11 protein-coding genes, 1 tRNA gene and 1 pseudogene are annotated in these 16,380 nt (G+C 70.2%); 4 read left to right on the forward strand and 9 right to left on the reverse strand.

Translation table 11 applies throughout. The features are described from left to right. Positions 1–268: hypothetical protein (locus tag FFK22_RS42645; RefSeq protein ID WP_186002242.1), on the forward strand; the 268-nt coding region annotated here is incomplete at its 5' end. Positions 269–532: 264 nt separating this feature from the next. Here the strand turns inward: FFK22_RS42645 and FFK22_RS01085 are convergent. The 9 genes and pseudogenes from FFK22_RS01085 to fdnG all read right to left on the reverse strand — a co-directional run bounded on the left by FFK22_RS01085 (position 533) and on the right by fdnG (position 11,490). Continuing rightward, entirely contained in the window at positions 533–1,369 is an 837-nt protein-coding gene (locus FFK22_RS01085; RefSeq protein WP_138886541.1) for an endo alpha-1,4 polygalactosaminidase, read from the reverse strand. Between the two features lie 153 nt (positions 1,370–1,522). Continuing rightward, positions 1,523–1,618, reverse strand: a tRNA-Sec gene (locus FFK22_RS42650). Between the two features lie 117 nt (positions 1,619–1,735). Further along, positions 1,736–3,568: pseudogene (selB, locus tag FFK22_RS44750) on the reverse strand (selenocysteine-specific translation elongation factor); the annotation flags it as partial. Beyond that, positions 3,565–4,362, reverse strand: coding sequence for a tetratricopeptide repeat protein (locus FFK22_RS01095; protein ID WP_138886539.1), 798 nt, complete (start codon positions 4,360–4,362; stop codon positions 3,565–3,567). The gene FFK22_RS01095 and the pseudogene selB, both read right to left, overlap by 4 nt. Continuing rightward, positions 4,349–5,764 (reverse strand): L-seryl-tRNA(Sec) selenium transferase, encoded by a 1,416-nt coding sequence (gene selA / locus FFK22_RS01100; protein WP_138886538.1) that lies wholly within the window; start codon positions 5,762–5,764, stop codon positions 4,349–4,351. Before selA ends, FFK22_RS01095 begins: the two co-directional genes overlap by 14 nt. Position 5,765: 1 nt before the next feature. Beyond that, on the reverse strand, positions 5,766–6,683 hold the full coding sequence (gene fdhE, locus FFK22_RS01105) for a formate dehydrogenase accessory protein FdhE (RefSeq protein ID WP_138886537.1): 918 nt from the start codon (positions 6,681–6,683) through the stop codon (positions 5,766–5,768). Positions 6,684–6,738: 55 nt separating this feature from the next. Continuing rightward, positions 6,739–7,446, reverse strand: a complete 708-nt coding sequence (locus FFK22_RS01110; RefSeq protein WP_186002243.1) for a formate dehydrogenase subunit gamma — start codon at positions 7,444–7,446, stop codon at positions 6,739–6,741. Continuing rightward, entirely contained in the window at positions 7,443–8,387 is a 945-nt protein-coding gene (fdxH, locus tag FFK22_RS01115; protein WP_138886536.1) for a formate dehydrogenase subunit beta, read from the reverse strand. Before fdxH ends, FFK22_RS01110 begins: the two co-directional genes overlap by 4 nt. A 13-nt stretch (positions 8,388–8,400) precedes the next feature. Further along, positions 8,401–11,490: a formate dehydrogenase-N subunit alpha gene (fdnG, locus tag FFK22_RS01120; RefSeq protein WP_138886535.1), complete on the reverse strand. Its 3,090-nt coding sequence runs from the start codon at positions 11,488–11,490 to the stop codon at positions 8,401–8,403. 371 nt (positions 11,491–11,861) lie between these two features. Between fdnG and selD the strand changes: the two genes are divergently transcribed. The 3 genes from selD (at position 11,862) to FFK22_RS01135 (ending at position 16,335) form a co-directional block, all read left to right on the forward strand. Further along, positions 11,862–12,947, forward strand: a complete 1,086-nt coding sequence (gene selD / locus FFK22_RS01125; protein WP_138886534.1) for a selenide, water dikinase SelD — start codon at positions 11,862–11,864, stop codon at positions 12,945–12,947. 127 nt (positions 12,948–13,074) lie between these two features. Next, positions 13,075–14,892: a S9 family peptidase gene (locus FFK22_RS01130; RefSeq protein WP_221938304.1), complete on the forward strand. Its 1,818-nt coding sequence runs from the start codon at positions 13,075–13,077 to the stop codon at positions 14,890–14,892. 15 nt (positions 14,893–14,907) lie between these two features. Further along, positions 14,908–16,335 carry a M20 family metallopeptidase gene (locus FFK22_RS01135; protein WP_138886533.1) on the forward strand — a complete coding sequence of 476 codons (1,428 nt, stop codon included), beginning with the start codon at positions 14,908–14,910 and terminating at the stop codon, positions 16,333–16,335. Positions 16,336–16,380: the final 45 nt, after the last annotated feature.

Here is a 16,380-nt window from a genome sequence, read left to right on the forward strand (position 1 = left end):
GGGCATCCGCCCAGACCCGGCCTGGCTGGACCCGGACCATTCCGGCGCCGGCGGGTCCCATGGCCGCATGGCGGGGGAAGACGGCAAACAGGACGATGGCGAGGATGACGACGAGCCCGTCTCGCCCTGGTGGCCCCAGGACGGCCCCGAGCAATGCCGGTACTTCTACTTCAAGGGCAGCCAGAAAACCCCTCCCGGCTGGATCGACCTCTTCACCGAGAAGCGGCTCGACCGCCCGCCCTGGGAGTTGAAACCGCGCCGCCGCTGAGGGCTACCGGTCGTCAAGCGCCTCCCTCACAGAGAGATCGGACGGTTTTGCCTCTCCCGTTTACGGGAGAGGTCGGAGGCGCTTGCGCCTCCGGGTGAGGGGGGTTTGTCGAGGCCAGTGCCCGCCCTCACCCGGTCTCGCTGCGCGAGCCCGACCCCTCCCGCCAGGCGGGAGAGGCAAAGGAAACAACGCATCGAAGGTATACAAACGCCGTGTCCCGCGAGGGGAGGCGCGTTGCTGTGGCCGAGCCGGCCTGTCAGCCCCTCAACACCATTTGTATTCGTAGTCTCCGTCCCCCGCCGGGACCACGTCCCGGTCGCGGTAGATGATCGAGATCTTGCTGCCGCGCGCCGAACAGGCGGCGTTGAAGAAGCTGATCGGGTCGACCGGGTTGCCGTCCGCGTCCCGGTCGTTGTCGTTGTACTCGATCTCGTAGACCTGGTTGCCGTAGATTTCGGTGAAGGCCTCGCACTCCGACCACAGCTGGCATTCCTCGACGATGGCGAAGTCGAAGCCGATCTGTGACACGCCGATCGGGGCCAGCTCGCTGGTGTTCTTCTGCGCGATGGCGAGGTTGGCGGCATGGGCGCGCTGCACCAGCAGCTTGGCGAAGGCGGTGTTGTGGGCCTTGGTCAGCACGCTCTTCGAGCGGGTCCAGGAATCGAGGTTGTCCGGCTCCACCGCCTTGAAGCCATCGCGCGCGCACTGATCGATCCACGGCCCGATGATCGCCATCAGCGCCGTGCGCTTGGCCGCCGTCGAGGTGTCGAGCAGGTATTCGTCCGGCCACTCCGGATCGATCACGTATTTGCCGTTCTTCTTGACCAGCAGGTTGGAGTGGTTGGTGGTCCACCACACCGCGTCGTCGGGCTGGGTCTGGAAGGCGTTGACGTAGCAGATGCTGTACTTGCCCGGGGCGGGGGCCGCCAGCCGGTCGCGGTCGACGATGGCGACGCCGGCCGCCGCGGCATAGGCGCCGCCGATCTGGTAGTCGAACTGCCCGTTGGCGGTCGGGCGAGTGAAGGCGCCGGCGGGCGTGGCCGCAAGGATGCTCGCCGCGGCGACGGCAGCCGCCGTCGTCCGGAACCACAATGCATGCATGGGGGTCGTGACCTCTCGGGCCTGCCGTCCCCGCCTCGAGCCCGCTCGCTCTGGCGTGGTGGGGGCCGGGCTGGCTACCGGCTGGGGGCAGGCTGCGCGTAGGATGTCTATCCTTCCGCACAGGGTCAATAGTTATGATCGGGCGCGGTGGGATGGCGGAAGAGAGTGGGAGTCGAACCCACCAAGGACCGGCTCGCGGCCCCTCCCGGATTTGAAGTCCGGACGCCCCACCGGGGACGATTCTCCTCCAGGCTCCCCGGCCGGCGCCGCGCCGGTCGAGGGACGAAACAGGTCCAGCCGATGCCGGTTCAGTCGGCGCAGGTCGCCCCGCCGCAGCGTCACGCCGTGGCGGTCGAAGAACTCCAGGATCTGAATCGCGACCTTGCGGCCGCTGTCCACCTGATCACGGAATTGCGCCGCGGTGAAGCCGGTCTCATGGGCCTCGCCCAGTTGCTCCAGGATGCCGACGATCTCGGCCGCGGTCGGGCGCAGGAAGAAATGGTCATGCGCCACCTCGTCGACCCGGCCCATCCGCCCGGCGCGCTTCAGCAGCCGGCGGACCTCCGCCTCCTCGATGCCGGCCTCGCCGGCGATGTCGCGCACCCGCGGCGGCCGGAACCGGGCCTCGCCGCCGAGCCGCGGATGGATCTCGGCCCACAGGATCTCGTCGGCCTCGGTCAGATGCGCTTCGTGGCCGGCCAGCCGGACCCAGGCGCCGTCCAGCGCCACCTGGCCGGCCCGCGCCATCACCCGCAGCAGGGCGGCGAAGGCCGGCGCGGGCAGGCGCGGCTGCGACGGCAGGCGCAGCCGCTCGAAGCCGATGCCGGGCAGGTCGGGGTTGTCGCGGTGGAAGCCGTCCAGCGTCTCCAGCAGCCCCTGGGTCAGCCGCGTCCAGTCCTCCGCGGTCAGGGCCAGCCGCTGTTCGCCCGCCACGATCTGCATCAGGCCGAGCCGTTCGGCCAACGCGTCCACCCGGTCGGCGCCCAGCGCCCGGTCGCGGCCGAAGGCGGCGAGGTCGACCAGCTGCGGCGGCACCGCCAGCAGCGCCACCAGCGCGGCCTCCGGGTCGTCGAGCGCCAATGCCGCCAGCTGGGCCATCCGCTCCGGGCCGCGCCGCTTGCGCGCCGGCGCCCGCAGGTCGACCAGCCGGCCGCCGCCGATGGTGCGCTGGGCCGAGGTGTCGCGGATGACATAGCGGTCACCGGAAGCTGCGGCGACCGGCCGGTCCAGCACCAGCTGTACGAAGGCCTCGCCGCCCGGCGGGATCGGGTCGTCGCCCAGCAGCACGATCCGCGCCCCGGCCTCGGCCGCGGCGGTGTGGAAGCGCACCGGGAACCACTGCCCGATCGGCCTGCGCTCGCCCGGCAGCACGCGCAGGGTCGCATCGATGCGCTCGGTCGGGGCGTGCAAGGCGGGGTCTAGAACCACATCGCCGCGGGCAAAAGCCTCGCGCGTCACCCGGTCGCCGGCCAGGTTCAGGGCGCAGCGCTCGCCGGCGCGGCCACGTTCGGCCGGGCGGTTCTGGGCGTGGATCGACCGCACCCGCACCGGCAGGCCGGACGGGCTGGCGACCAGCTGGTCGCCGACCGCGACCGACCCCGAGAGCACGGTGCCGGTGACCACCGTGCCGGTGCCGTGCAGGGTGAAGGACCGGTCGACCGCCAGCCGGAACCGGCCCGCCGCCTCGCGCCCGGCGAAATCCGCGGCCTCACGCGCCAGCCGCTCGCCCAGCTCGGCGACGCCCTCGCCGGTCACGGCCGAGACCGGCAGGATGTCGGCTTCCGCCATGGTGGTTCCGGCCAAAGCCGCGTGGATCTCCGTCGCCACCGCCGCGCGCCGGTCGGGAGCGGCGAGATCGGCCTTGGTCAGGGCGACCACGCCGCGGCCGATGCCGAGCAGGTCGATGATCGCCAGATGCTCACGGGTCTGCGGCATCACGCCGTCATCGGCGGCCACGACCAGCAGCGCGAAATCGATGCCGGAGGCGCCGGCCAGCATGGTGTGGACCAGCCGCTCATGGCCCGGCACGTCGATGAAGCCCAGCACCTCACCCCCAGGGATCGGCCGGTAGGCGAAGCCGAGGTCGATGGTGATGCCGCGGGCCTTCTCCTCCTTCAGCCGGTCGGTGTCGACGCCGGTCAGCGCCCGCACCAGCGCGGTCTTGCCATGGTCGATATGGCCGGCGGTGCCGATGATCACGGCGCCACCTCCGGCAGAGGGCGGCGGGAGAGGGCCTCGGCCTCGGCGATGCCGGCGGGGTCGAGCACGGCCCGGGCGGGCCCGAGGAACCGGCCGGCGAGCGCGCTGCCGCCGGCTTGGCCGCGGATCAGCCAGGCCAGGGCCTGGACCGGATCCGCTGGCACGCCGGACCCCAAATGATAGGCCGCGCCGAGCATGGCCTGCGCGTCGGGCTCGCCGCACTCGGAGGCCTTGCGCCACCAGCGCGCAGCCTCGGCCGGATCGCGGGCGACGCCGAGGGCGTTGTGATGCAGCATGCCCAGCCGCGTCATCGCCGTGGCGACGCCCTGGTCGGCCGCGCGCTGCGCCCACAGCCGCGCCTCGGCCGGGTCGAACAGGACGCCGTCCTCGACCAGCATCCAGCTCAGCATGTCCTGCGCCGCGGCGTCGCCCTGTTCGGCGGCGGCTCGGTACAAGGCGGCAGCCCGGCCGTCGTCCCGCGCCACGCCCTCGCCGCGGAAATGCAGCGTCGCCAGGTTGCGCTGGCCGATCGGGTCGCCGGCCTCCGCCGCCAGGCTCAGCCAGCGCACCGCGAGCGCCAGGTCGCGCTCGACCCCCAGCCCTTCGGCGAAGCAGGCGCCGATATTGCTCTGCGCCCGGGCGACGCCGTCGCGGGCGAGCGGCCCCCAGATGGCGAGCGCCGCCGCATGGTCGCCTTTCCGCGCCGCGGCCGAGGCGGCGGCCAGCTGCTCGGCGACGGTGGGCGAGGGGGGCTCCGGCGTCCGGCCACCGCGAAGACGATCAAGCCAGCCCATGATCGCCCGTGTCGAGCGCGGCGAGGGAGGCCAGGAACCCGGCCTCGTCCTCCAGGCAGCGCAAATCCAGTAGCAGCGCGCCGCCGGTGATGCGCCCGACCACCGGCACCGGCAGCTCGCGCAACGCGGCGGCCAGCGCGTTCAGCGCCCGGCCGCTGTCGCCCGGCACGGTCAGGGCCAGGGCGGCGCTCGGCAGCGTCTCCAGCGGCAGGGCGCCGGAGCCGATCTGACTGGCGCAGGCCCGCAGCTCGACCGCGGCGAGGCCGCCCACGGCCTGCGCCACCGCCGGCAGGATGTGGCGGGCCTGGGCCTCGATCTCGTCGGCCTTGCGCGCCAGCAGGCGCAGCGTCGGCAGGCGCTCGGCCAGCCGGGCCGGATCGCGGTACAGCCGCAGCGTCGCCTCCAGCGCCGCAAGCCGGATTTTGTCGACCCTGAGCGCCCGCTTCATCGGGTTGCGGTTGATCGCGGCGACCAGATCGGCGCGGCCGACGATGAATCCCGCCTGCGGCCCGCCCAGCAGCTTGTCGCCGGAGAAGGTGACGAGGTCGGCGCCCTCGGCCACCGCCTCGCGCACCGTCGGCTCATGCGCCAGGCCGATGCCCGCAAGATCGGCGAGGGTGCCGGAGCCGAGATCATGCACCAGCGGCACGCCGTGCTTGCGCGCCAGCGGCGCCAGCTCCCGCGCCGCGACCTCGGCGGTGAAGCCGGCGATGCGGTAGTTCGAGGTGTGGACCTTCAGCACCAGCCCGGACTCCGGCCCCAGCGCCGCCGCGTAGTCCTTCGGATGGGTGCGGTTGGTGGTGCCGATCTCGCGCAGCGCCGTGCCGGCCCGGGCCATGATGTCGGGCATGCGGAAGGCGCCGCCGATCTCGATCAGCTCGCCGCGCGAGATGATCGACTGGCGCCCCTGGCCGAGGGTGTTCAGCACCAGCAGCACCGCCGCCGCGTTGTTGTTGACCACGGTGGCGTCCTCGGCCCCGGTCAGCTCGCGCAGCAGGTCCCGCAGATGGTCGTCGCGCTCGCCGCGCTGGCCAGTCGACAGGTCGAACTCCAGCGACACCGGGCTGCGCATGGCCTCGACCGCCGCCTCCACTGCCGCCTCGGCCAGCAAGGCGCGGCCGAGATTGGTGTGCAGCACCGTGCCGGTCAGGTTGAAAACCGGCCGCTGGGTCGACCGGGCGCCGGCCGCCAGCGTCGCCGCGGCGGTCGCCGCCACGCCCTCGGCGTCGGGGGCGGGGGCGCCCGCACGCACCGCCTCTCGCGCCACGGCCAGGGCGCCGCGCACCGCGGCCGTGGTCTGGGCGTGGCCGAAGGCGGCCAGGGCCGTCGTCGCGGCTGGCGTCTTCAGTACCTGGTCGACCGAAGGCAGGTCGCGCAGACGGGGGAGGGGGGCGCCGGCCATGTCAGTAGCCCAGCAGGAACGGATTGAAGCCGCCGCGCTCATACTCGCCCTGCTGCTGCATCAGCAGGTCGAGGCCGAGGCTGGCGGCGTCGTCCGCCACCGGCTCCAGATCCGTCTGCCTTACCTGGTACAGCACCTTCACATAGCGGTGGCAGCCGTCGCAGGTCTCGGCCTTCACCGTGCCGCCGCCGCCTTCGACCTCCTGGTAGCCGATGCCCTTGGTGCTGCCGCACAGCACGCATTGGATCCGGACCTGGTGCCAATAAGTGCCGCACAGGCTGCAGGCGCAGAACCGGATGCCGTGCATGCCGCGCCAGCCGACCACCATGGTGCTGACCGGCGGCCCGCCGCAGCACGGGCAGGCGCCGTTGCCGACCGGCCCCAGCGCCGCGGCGTCCAGCCGCGCCGCCAGCCGGGCGAAATGGACCTGCAGTGCCGCCGCCATGAAGGCGTGCTCGGCCAGGGCCTCCGCCGGGATGGAGGCGGCCAGAACGGCCCGCAGCATGCTCTCGCCCTGCGCCCGGCCGGCTGCGCGCACCCGGCTCAGGGCCTCGGCCGCCGCGGAGGGCATCGCGATCTCCTCTGCGGCGGCGGTGAAGCGGTCGAAGGTCGTCGCGAAGGCCGCGTCCGGGGCGAAGCCGGACCGGTCGAGCGGCGGCATGCCATGGGTGCGGGCCCACGCCAGCGCTGCCTCGCCGGGCGGGACCGGCTCGGGCAGGTCGTCCTGGATCCGGTACTGGAGCTCGGCGAGGTCGGACAGGAACCGCAGATAGGGGCCGATCTCGCTCGAGGGCGCCAGGGCCCGCAGGCGCAGGGCGCGGTCGATGAAGATCTGGTGCGGGTCGGGCAGGCGGGCGAAGGGCGGGGCCGCGACCTCGCCGATCACGGTCGGGTCGGGCCGGGCCGTATCATCACTCATGTCGATCCTCACGAACCCGACGGGCCACGTGATGCGGGACTCGTCTCTGCTGCGCCTACGGGGCCGTCTTGCCGCGCCCGGGCTTCCGCGCCACCAGCTCGCGCAGCCATTTGCGATGGTGGCGCCAAGCCCAGCCGCCGGTCACCCGGCCCTTGGTCATGGCGCCGATGGTGCCACGGACCCAGATCGCCGCATAGACATGGGTGATCCAGACGCAGATGATCACCACCGCCGCCAGGGCATGCACCAGGATGGCGATGCGCTTCTGCTCGATCGTGGTGAACGGATAGAAATACTGGTCCCAGACCACGAAGCCGCTGGCGATCAGGACGATGATCAGGATCGACATGCCCCAGAATACGAATTTCTGGCCGGCATTGTACTTGCCCAGCTCGGGCAGGTTCTCCTCGCGCCCGGCGAGGACGTCGCGGGCGCGGCGCAGCCAGGTGTTGTCCTCGCTCTTCCACAGATTGGCCTTCCAGAAGCGGATGAACAGGCCGGCGAAGGAGAAGAACAGCACCACGCCGATCCAGGGGTGCAGCGTCCGCGTCAACTGGCCGCCGCCGAACAGCGCGGTCAGGAAGAACAGGCTGGGATGGAACATCGCCAGGCCGGACAGGGCCAGCAGCACCAGGCTGGTCGCCGTGATCCAGTGGTTGATCCGGGCGGCGACCGTGTAGCGGTCGACCACCACCGGCTTGCCCGGGTGGACGTCGTCGCCGGGCAGGACGTCATCCGGCCGGGGATCGGTGGCGGCGGTCATGTCCGGTCTCCGCCGGCCAGTTCCTCGGCGTGCTTCTCATCTTCCGGCGACACCCGGTTGGCCCCGGCGAACAGGTGGTGCAGCACGCCGGCCACCGCGGCCAGGCCGATGGCGCCGAGCCCGACCACCTTGGTCACGCCCTTCCAGGCCTCGACGATCGGGCTGATGCTCGGGTCCTTCGGCAGCCCGGCATAGATCTCCGGCTTGTCGGCATGGTGCAGCACATACATGACATGGGTGCCGCCGACGCCGGGCGGATCATACAGTCCGGCCTGGTCGAAGCCGCGCGACTTCAGGTCCTTGATCCGGAAGTCGGCCCATTCCTTCATCTCGTCCTTGGTGCCGAACACGATGGCCTGGGTCGGGCACGCCTTCTGGCAGGCCGGGCCCTGGCCGACTGCGACACGGTCGGAGCACAGCGTGCATTTGTAGGCCTTGTGGTCGGTCTGCGAGACGCGCGGAATGTTGAACGGGCAGCCCTTGATGCAATAGCCGCAGCCGATGCAGTTCTCGTGCACGAAATCGACGATGCCGTTCGAATACTGCACGATGGCGCCCGGCGCCGGGCATGCCTTCAGGCAGCCCGGATCCTCGCAATGCATGCAGCCATCCTTGCGGATCAGCCATTCCAGGTTCTGGGTCTCCGGGTTCTCCCATTCGGTGAAGCGCATCAGCGTGAACATGTCCGGCGTCAGGTCGGCCGGATTGTCGTAGACGCCGAGATTCTCGCCGATCGGCTGCGCCTGGGTGTCGTTCCACTCGATGCAGGCGGACTGGCAGGCCTTGCAGCCGATGCATTTCGACACGTCGATCAGCTTGGCCACCTCGGTCTGCCGCACGGCGGCCGGGGTGATCGTGGAGGCCGATCGGCGGATCAGGTCCTGCTCGCCGAATTTGGGGGCGGTCGGGGCGACGGTGGGGTTGGGGATCGGGGGAAACATGGTCTCTTCTCCCTCACGCCACCGGCGGCCCGGACGAGGCCTCGATGTTGACGCAGAAGGCCTTGAACTCCGGCGTCTCGATGTTGGCGTCGCCGACGAAGGGCGTCAGGACATTCGCCCCGAAGCCCTTCCGGGCGGCGCCGATGAAGCCCCAATGGATCGGGATGCCGACGATGTGGACGGTCTTGCCGTCGCAGGTCAGCGGCCGGATCCGCTTGGTCACCACCGCCTTGGCGAAGACCGAGCCGCGCTTCGACCACACCCGCACCCAGCCGCCCTTGGCGATGCTCTTCTCCTTCGCCAGCTCCTCCGAGATCTCGACGAAGAATTCCGGCTGCAGGACCGAGTTCACATGGTTGTTCTTGGTCCAGTAGTGGAAATGCTCGGTCAGCCGGTAGGAAGTTGCGGCATAGGGGAAGTCCGGCGAGGCGATGTCGGCGAATTGCGCGAAGTCGTCCTTGAACACCCGTGACGCCGGGTTGCCCCGCACCTTCGGCGCGATGACGTTGGCGACCGGGCTCTCGAACGGCTCGTAATGCACTGGGAACGGCCCCTCGCGCATCAGCCCGCGGGCGAACAGACGCGACACGCCCTCGGCGTTCATGATGAACGGCCCGACATCCTCCGGCTTCGCCGTCGGCGAGATGTCGGGGACGTCGTAGCCGGTCCACTTGCTGCCGTTCCATTCGATCAGCTTGCGGGACGGGTCCCAGGGCTTGCCCGAGACGTCGCAGGAGGCGCGGTTGTACAGGATCCGCCGGTTGGCCGGCCAGGAGAACGCCCAGTTCTGGAAGGTGCCGGTGTCGTCCGGGTCGGAGTTGTCGTGCCGGGCCATCATGTTGCCGGCCTCGGTGAAGCTGCCGGCATAGATCCAGCAGCCGCTGGCGGTCGACCCGTCGTCGCGCATCACCGCGAAGTTCGGCAACTGCTTCCCGGCCTCGACGATCTTCTTGGTCGGGTCGGCCGGGTCGAACAGATCCGCCAGGGCGGACCCGTTCATCTCCTTCGCCAGCTCCTCCGCCTTCGGTTCGCCCGGGTCGGCATAGGCCCAGTTCAGGTTCAGGATCGGGTCGGGGAAGGCCCCTCCCTCCGTCCGGTACATCTCCTTAAGTCGCAGATGGATCTGCGCCATGATCCAGGCGTCGGTCTTGGCCTCGCCGGGGGGCGTGCCGCCGGGCCAGTGCCATTGCAGCCAGCGTCCGGAATTGACCAGCGACCCCTCATCCTCGGCGAAGGAGGTGGTGGGCAGCTGGATCACCTCGGTCTGGATCGAGGCGGTGGCCGCATCGTTGTAAACGCCGTGGTTCTCCCAGAATCGCGCCGTCTCGGTCTCCAGCGGATCCATCACCACCAGCAGCTTCAGCTTGGCCAGCGCCTCGGCCAGCTTGGCCTTGTTCGGGAAGGCCTGGAGCGGGTTGAACCCCTGGCAGAAATAGAGGTTCATCTTGCCCTGCTTCATCAGCTCGAAGGCCCGCAGGATGTCGTAGTTGGCCACGTCGAGCTTCGGCAGCCAGTCATAGGCGAAGTCGTTCTCCGGCGTCGCCGCCGCGCCGAACATCGCCTTCTGGAAGCTGACGAAGAACTTCCTGTAGTTCTGCCAGAAGCTGGTCTGGTTCGGCCGCAGCGGCTTGAAGCCGCGGGTCGACATGTAGGTGGCGAGATCCTTTTCCGTGTCGCGCGGCAGGTTCATGTAGCCGGGCAGCGAATTCGACAAGAGCCCGATATCGGTCAGCCCCTGGATGTTGGAATGGCCGCGCAGCGCGTTCATGCCGCCGCCGCGGATGCCGATGTTGCCCAGGATCAGCTGCAGCATCGCCATGGTGCGGATGTTCTGGGCACCCTTGGAATGTTGCGTCCAGCCCAGCGCGTACATCGAGGTCATCGCCTTGGTCGGCGACGAGGCCTCGCCGACCATCTCGGCCACCTTCAGGAACTTGTCCTTCGGCGTGCCGGTGATGCGCTCGACCATCTCCGGCGTGTAGACGGCGACGTGCTGCTTCAGCAGGTTCCACACGCAGCGCGGATGCTGCAGCGTGTCGTCAACCACGGCAAAGCCGTCCGGGCCGATCTCGTAGTCCCAGGTCGACTTGTCGTAGTCGCGCTTCTGCTCGTCATAGCCGGTGAACAGGCCGTCATTGTAGGCAAAGCCCTCCTTCACCAGGAAGGTGGCGTTGGTGAAGGCCTTCACATACTCCCACTGCACCTTGTCGTTCTGGATGCAGTGGTTGATCAGGCCCAGCAGGAAGGCGATGTCCGTGCCCTGCCGGATCGGCGCGTAATAGTCCGCCACCGACGCCGAGCGGGTGAAGCGCGGGTCGACGACGATCAGCTTGGCGCCGCGGTTGGCCTTGGCCTCGGTCACCCATTTGAAGCCGCAGGGATGGGCCTCGGCGGCATTGCCGCCCATGATGATGACGAGGTCGGTGTTCTTGATGTCGGTCCAGGAGTTCGTCATGGCTCCACGGCCGAATGTCGGGGCGAGACTCGCCACCGTCGGGCCGTGTCAGACGCGCGCTTGGTTGTCGAACGCCAGAATGCCGGTGCTGCGCACCACCTTGTAGGTGGCGTAGGCGGTTTCGTTGGTGGTCGCCGAGGCCGCGAGGAACCCGGTGGTCAGCCATCGGTTGACCGTCGTCCCGTCCTTGTTCTTGGCGATGAAGTTCGCGTCGCGATCGTCCTTCATGGCCCGGGCGATCTTGTCCAGCGCGTCGCCCCAGGAGATCCGCTCGAACGTGTCGCTGCCCGCGCGCCGCAGCATCGGAGTTTGCAGCCGGGTGGCGGACTTGACCGTGTCCAGCAGCGCCGCGCCCTTGGGGCACAGCGTGCCGCGGTTGGTCGGGTGGTCGGAATCGCCCTCGATATGGGTGATCTCGGCCCTCTCGCCCTTCCGAAGGTCGCCCTTGGAGTAGAGGATGATGCCGCAGGCCACCGAGCAATAGGTGCAGGTGTTGCGGGTCTCAGTGGTGTTGGCGAGTTTGAACGGCCTGATCGCCGCGGCGTAGGCCGCCTCGATGTCGCCGAAGCCGAAGGCCCCGAGCGTCGTCCCCGCCACACCCGCGCCGGCCCCTTTCAGGAAGCCGCGGCGCGAGAGCTTCATGTCCATCTGGACCTCCCGGAAGCCAGTTCCGCAAAAGACACGCCAAATCTGGAAAAATGCTACGCTTGGAAGCGTTCCAAGTCAAACGGCCGTTGGCACCCTATACCTTGGTATTGTAACGCTTTTACAATAGCTTAATTGCGGCCGCTTCATGCGGGGCGAGGCTCGCCGAGACGGCGAGTCGCAGAAGCTCGGTTGACCCTCCGCGAGCCTCCACCGTCTAATGGCTTCGTGGCACACAGCAGCGCTCCCGCGTCGCGGGGCAACAGCCAGGATCGGTGCGGCCGCCCGCGGGGACGGCACGACGCCTCACTTGCGCCCTTCACCCCTCCGGAACCATCGCATTCCCGGCCGGCGCCACACCAGGGAGCCCAACCATGACCAGCCGTCCCGATTCCACCACGGCGGAGGCGCCGCCGGTCCGCCTGACCAGCCTGGCGCATGGCGGCGGCTGCGGCTGCAAGCTGGCGCCTGCCGTGCTGCAGGAGCTGCTGGCGGGGCAGCCGGCGGCGACGCCGTTCCGCCAGCTGCTGGTCGGCACCGAGACCGGCGACGACGCCGCGGTCTGGCAGCTCGACGACGATCGCTGCGTCATCGCCACCACCGACTTCTTCATGCCGGTGGTCGACGACCCGCGCGATTTCGGGCGGATCGCCGCCACCAACGCCATCTCCGACGTCTACGCCATGGGCGGCCAGCCGATCTTCGCGCTGGCCATCCTCGGCATGCCGCTCGGCAAGCTGCCGGCGGAGACGGTGCGAGAGATCCTGGCCGGCGGCGCCGCCACCTGCGCCGAGGCCGGGATCCCGGTGGCCGGCGGCCATTCGATCGACGCGCCGGAGCCGATCTACGGCCTGGCCGTGATCGGCACCTGCCGGCCGTCGGAGCTGCGCCGGAACTCGGGGGCGCGGCCCGGCGACGCGCTGATCCTGACCAAGGCGCTCGGCGTCGGCATCTATTCCGCCGCCTTCAAGAAGGAGGCGCTGTCGGCCGATGGCTATGCCGAGCTGATCGCCAGCACCACCCAGCTCAACCGCATCGGCGCCGAGCTGGGGCGGGAAGAGGCGGTGCACGCCGTCACCGACGTCACAGGCTTCGGCCTGCTCGGCCATGGGCTGGAGATGGCGCGCGGCGCCGGCGTCACCCTGGCGATCCGGGACGGCGCGCCGGCGCTGTTCGCCCAGGCCGAAGCGCTGGCGCAGGACGGCTTCGTCACCGGCGCCTCGCACCGCAACTGGGCCAGCTATGGGGCGGAGGTGACGCTGCCGCCCGGCCAGCCGGAATGGCGCCGCCACCTGTTGACCGATCCGCAGACCTCGGGCGGGCTGCTGGTCGCCTGCGCGCCGGACCGGGCCGACGCCCTGCTGGCCCGCATCGCCGCCGCCGGCTATCCGGCCGCCCGCCGCATCGGCTCGGTCGAGTCCGGACCTTCCAGGGTGAGAATTTATACCGAAGCGGAATAGACCAAGGAAAATTATGAATTGGCCGGCCCCCTCTGCCGGACGACATCATGACCATAATTTGGGCGTGCCCATTTGATGGGCGCAGGGCCGGCCGCCAAGGCCGGCGGCTCGGGCAGGGGGCAGTCACGTGTCTGACGACGGCGCCATTCAGGCGGATCCGGCGACGATCCGCCCTTATCTCGACATCCCCGGCGCCAAGAGCCCGGCGCTGTCGCCGGATGGCGGGCTTCTGGCCTACCTGAGCGACAGCACCGGCTTTCCCCAGATCTGGCTGCAGCCGGCCGAAGGCGGGGCCGCCTGGCGCGCGGCGGAGACGCCGGAGCCGGTCGGCGCCCTGGCCTTCAGCCCGAAGAGCCGCGACCTGGTGTTCACCCTGGATTGCGGCGGCGATGAGCGGCACCAGATCTGGCTGATCCCGGGCGCCGACGGCCCGCCGCTGGCGCTGACCGACGACCCGACCGTGGTCCATGTCTGGGGCGCCTGGTCGCCGGACGGCACGCGCATCGCCTACGCGTCGAACGCCCGCGACCGCTTTCACATGGACATCCATGTGATGGAGGTCGCGATGCGGCAGGCGACCTGCGTCTACCGAGGCGAGCTGTTCCGGGAGGTCATGGCCTTCTTCCCGGACGGCCAGGCGCTGCTGGTGCGGGACTCCACCCGGGCGACGATGGACCAGGACCTGTTCCGGCTGGACCTCGCGACCGGCGCCTATGAGCCGTTCCTGCCGCATGACGGCCGGGCGCGCTACGTCGCCGCCAAGACCCGGAAGGACGGCACGGGGCTCTATCTCCTGACTGATCAGGGCCGGGACTTCCAGGGCATCGCCTTCCTGTCCTTCGCCGACCGCAGCCTCGCCTGGGTGGTGGCGCCGGACGGGCAGGATATCGAAGCAATGGCGCTGTCGCCCGACCAGGGCCGGCTGGCCTATGTCGTCAACGAGGAGGGCTGGACCCATCTCCTGGTCCGCGACCTCGACAGTGGTGCCGAGACGGTGGTGGCAGGGCTGCCGCCAGGGGTGATCGGCTCGGTCTCCTGGTGGCCCGATGGCAGCGGGCTGGTCTTCCCGCTGGAGGGCGCGACGACGCCGCCCGGCATCTGGGGCTACGACATCGCCGCCGGCGCCGTCAGCCGGCTGACCGATGCCCCGACGAGCGCGCTGGTCGGCGGCTTCGTCGAGCCGGAAGTGCAGCGCATCGCCAGCTTCGACGGGCTGCAGGTGCCGTTCCTGCTGTACCGGCCGCAGGGTGAGGCGCCGGCCGGCGGCTTCCCCGCGATGATCATCGTCCATGGCGGGCCGGAGGCGCAGTGGACCCCGACCTTCCGGGCCGACATCCAGTACATGCTGGCGCGCGGCATCATGGTCGTGGCGCCCAATGTCCGCGGCAGCACCGGCTACGGCCGGCCCTATCACCAGCTCGACGATGTCGGGCTGCGCATGGACAGCGTCGCCGACTTGCGGGCCGTGCGGCTGGCGCTGGGCGCGCGCGACGATGTCGACCAGGCCCGGATCGGTGTCTTCGGCCGGTCCTATGGCGGCTTCATGGTGCTGGCGGCGCTGACCGAATACCCGGACCTCTGGCGCCTGGGCATCGAGTTCTACGGCATCGCCAACTTCCACACGCTGCTGCAGACCACCGGCCCCTGGCGCCGCCGGCTGCGGGCGGCGGAATATGGCGATCCGGTCGCAAACAAGGATCTGCTGGAGCGCATCTCGCCAATCCACAAGCTGGACCGCATCCGCGTGCCGCTGCTGATGGCCCAGGGGCTGGACGACCCGCGCGTGCCGCCGGGCGAGAGCGAGATGATCCATTCCGGCCTGCGCGGCCTCGGCCGCCCGGTCGACTACATCCGCGTGCCGCATGAAGGGCACGGCTTCGCGCGGCGGGAGAACCGGCACGACGTCTTCGGCGCTGTCGCCGCCTTCCTCGACCGCCATCTCTGATCGAAAGCGAGAACCATGCAGAATTCCGACAAGATCTGGCAGCTGGTCGACGCCAAGCGGACGGAGTTCGTGGGGCTGAGCGACCGGATCTGGGGCATGCCCGAGATCGCCTACACCGAATACCGCTCGGTCGCCGAGCACACGGCGATGCTGAACGCCCAGGGCTTCCGCGTGACCGAGAACCTCGCCGGCATCCCGACCGCGGTGATGGGCGAGGCGGGCGAAGGCGGGCCGGTGATCGCCATCCTCGGCGAATACGACGCCCTGCCGGGGCTGAGCCAGGAGGCCAATATCGCCGAGCCCAGGCCGATCCCCGGCAACGGCTACGGCCATGGCTGCGGCCACAACATGCTCGGCTCCGCCGCCCTGCTGGCCGCCACCGCGGTCAAGGACTTCCTGGCCGCCACCGGCCGGCCCGGGCGGGTGCGCTACTATGGCTGCCCGGCGGAGGAGGGCGGGGCGGCCAAGGCCTTCATGGTGCGCGCCGGCGCCTTCGCGGATGTCGACATCGCCATCACCTGGCACCCGGCATCGCTGACCCGGGTCGACGAGGCGCTGTCGCTGGCCAACACCCGGATGGATTTCCACTTCACCGGCCGCGCCTCGCATGCCGCCGCGGCGCCGCATCTCGGCCGCAGCGCGCTGGACGCCGTCGAGCTGATGAATGTCGGCGTCAACTACATGCGCGAGCACATGCCGTCCGACGCCCGCATCCATTACGCCATGCTCGATTCCGGCGGCATCGCGCCGAATGTGGTGCAAGCCTCGGCCAAGGTGCGCTACGCCATCCGCGCCCGCGACCTGGCCGGCATGCTGGCGCTGAACGAACGGGTGCGGAAGATCGCCCAGGGCGCCGCCCTGATGACCGAGACCAGTGTCGCGATCTCGATCATGAGCGCCGTCTCCAACATGCTTGGCAACACCCCGCTGGAGGAGGCGATGCACCAGCACCTGCTGCGCCTCGGCCCGGTGCCCTTCGACGCGGCGGACCGCGACTACGCGGCGCAGATCCAGGCGACGCTGAGCGAGGAGGACATCCTCACCGACTACCGCCGCGTCGGCGTGCCGCCGCGCAAGGACCTGCCGCTGTGCGACTTCATCGTGCCGAAGGACTCCCGGGGCGAGCCGATGATCGGGTCGACCGACGTCGCCGATGTCAGCTGGGCGGTGCCGACGGTGCAGGCGCGGGTCGCCACCCACGCCATCGGCACGCCCGGCCATTCCTGGCAGATCACCGCCCAGGGCATGGCGCCGGCCGCGCATAAGGGCATGGTCCATGCCGCCAAGGTCATGGCCGGCACGGCGATGGACGTGCTCGGCGACGAGCTGCTGATGGCCCGGGCCAAGCAGGACCATCAGGAGCGGACGGCGACGACGCCCTATGTCTGCCCGATCCCGCCCGAGGTGCAGCCGCCGCTGCAGCCGCGGCCGAAGGCGGCCTGATCCCGCGGGACAAGCCGGCCCGGGGAACGAGGCCGGCACGCGGAC

This window comes from Mycobacterium sp. KBS0706, assembly GCF_005938675.2.
Taxonomy (GTDB): domain Bacteria; phylum Pseudomonadota; class Alphaproteobacteria; order DSM-16000; family Inquilinaceae; genus Inquilinus.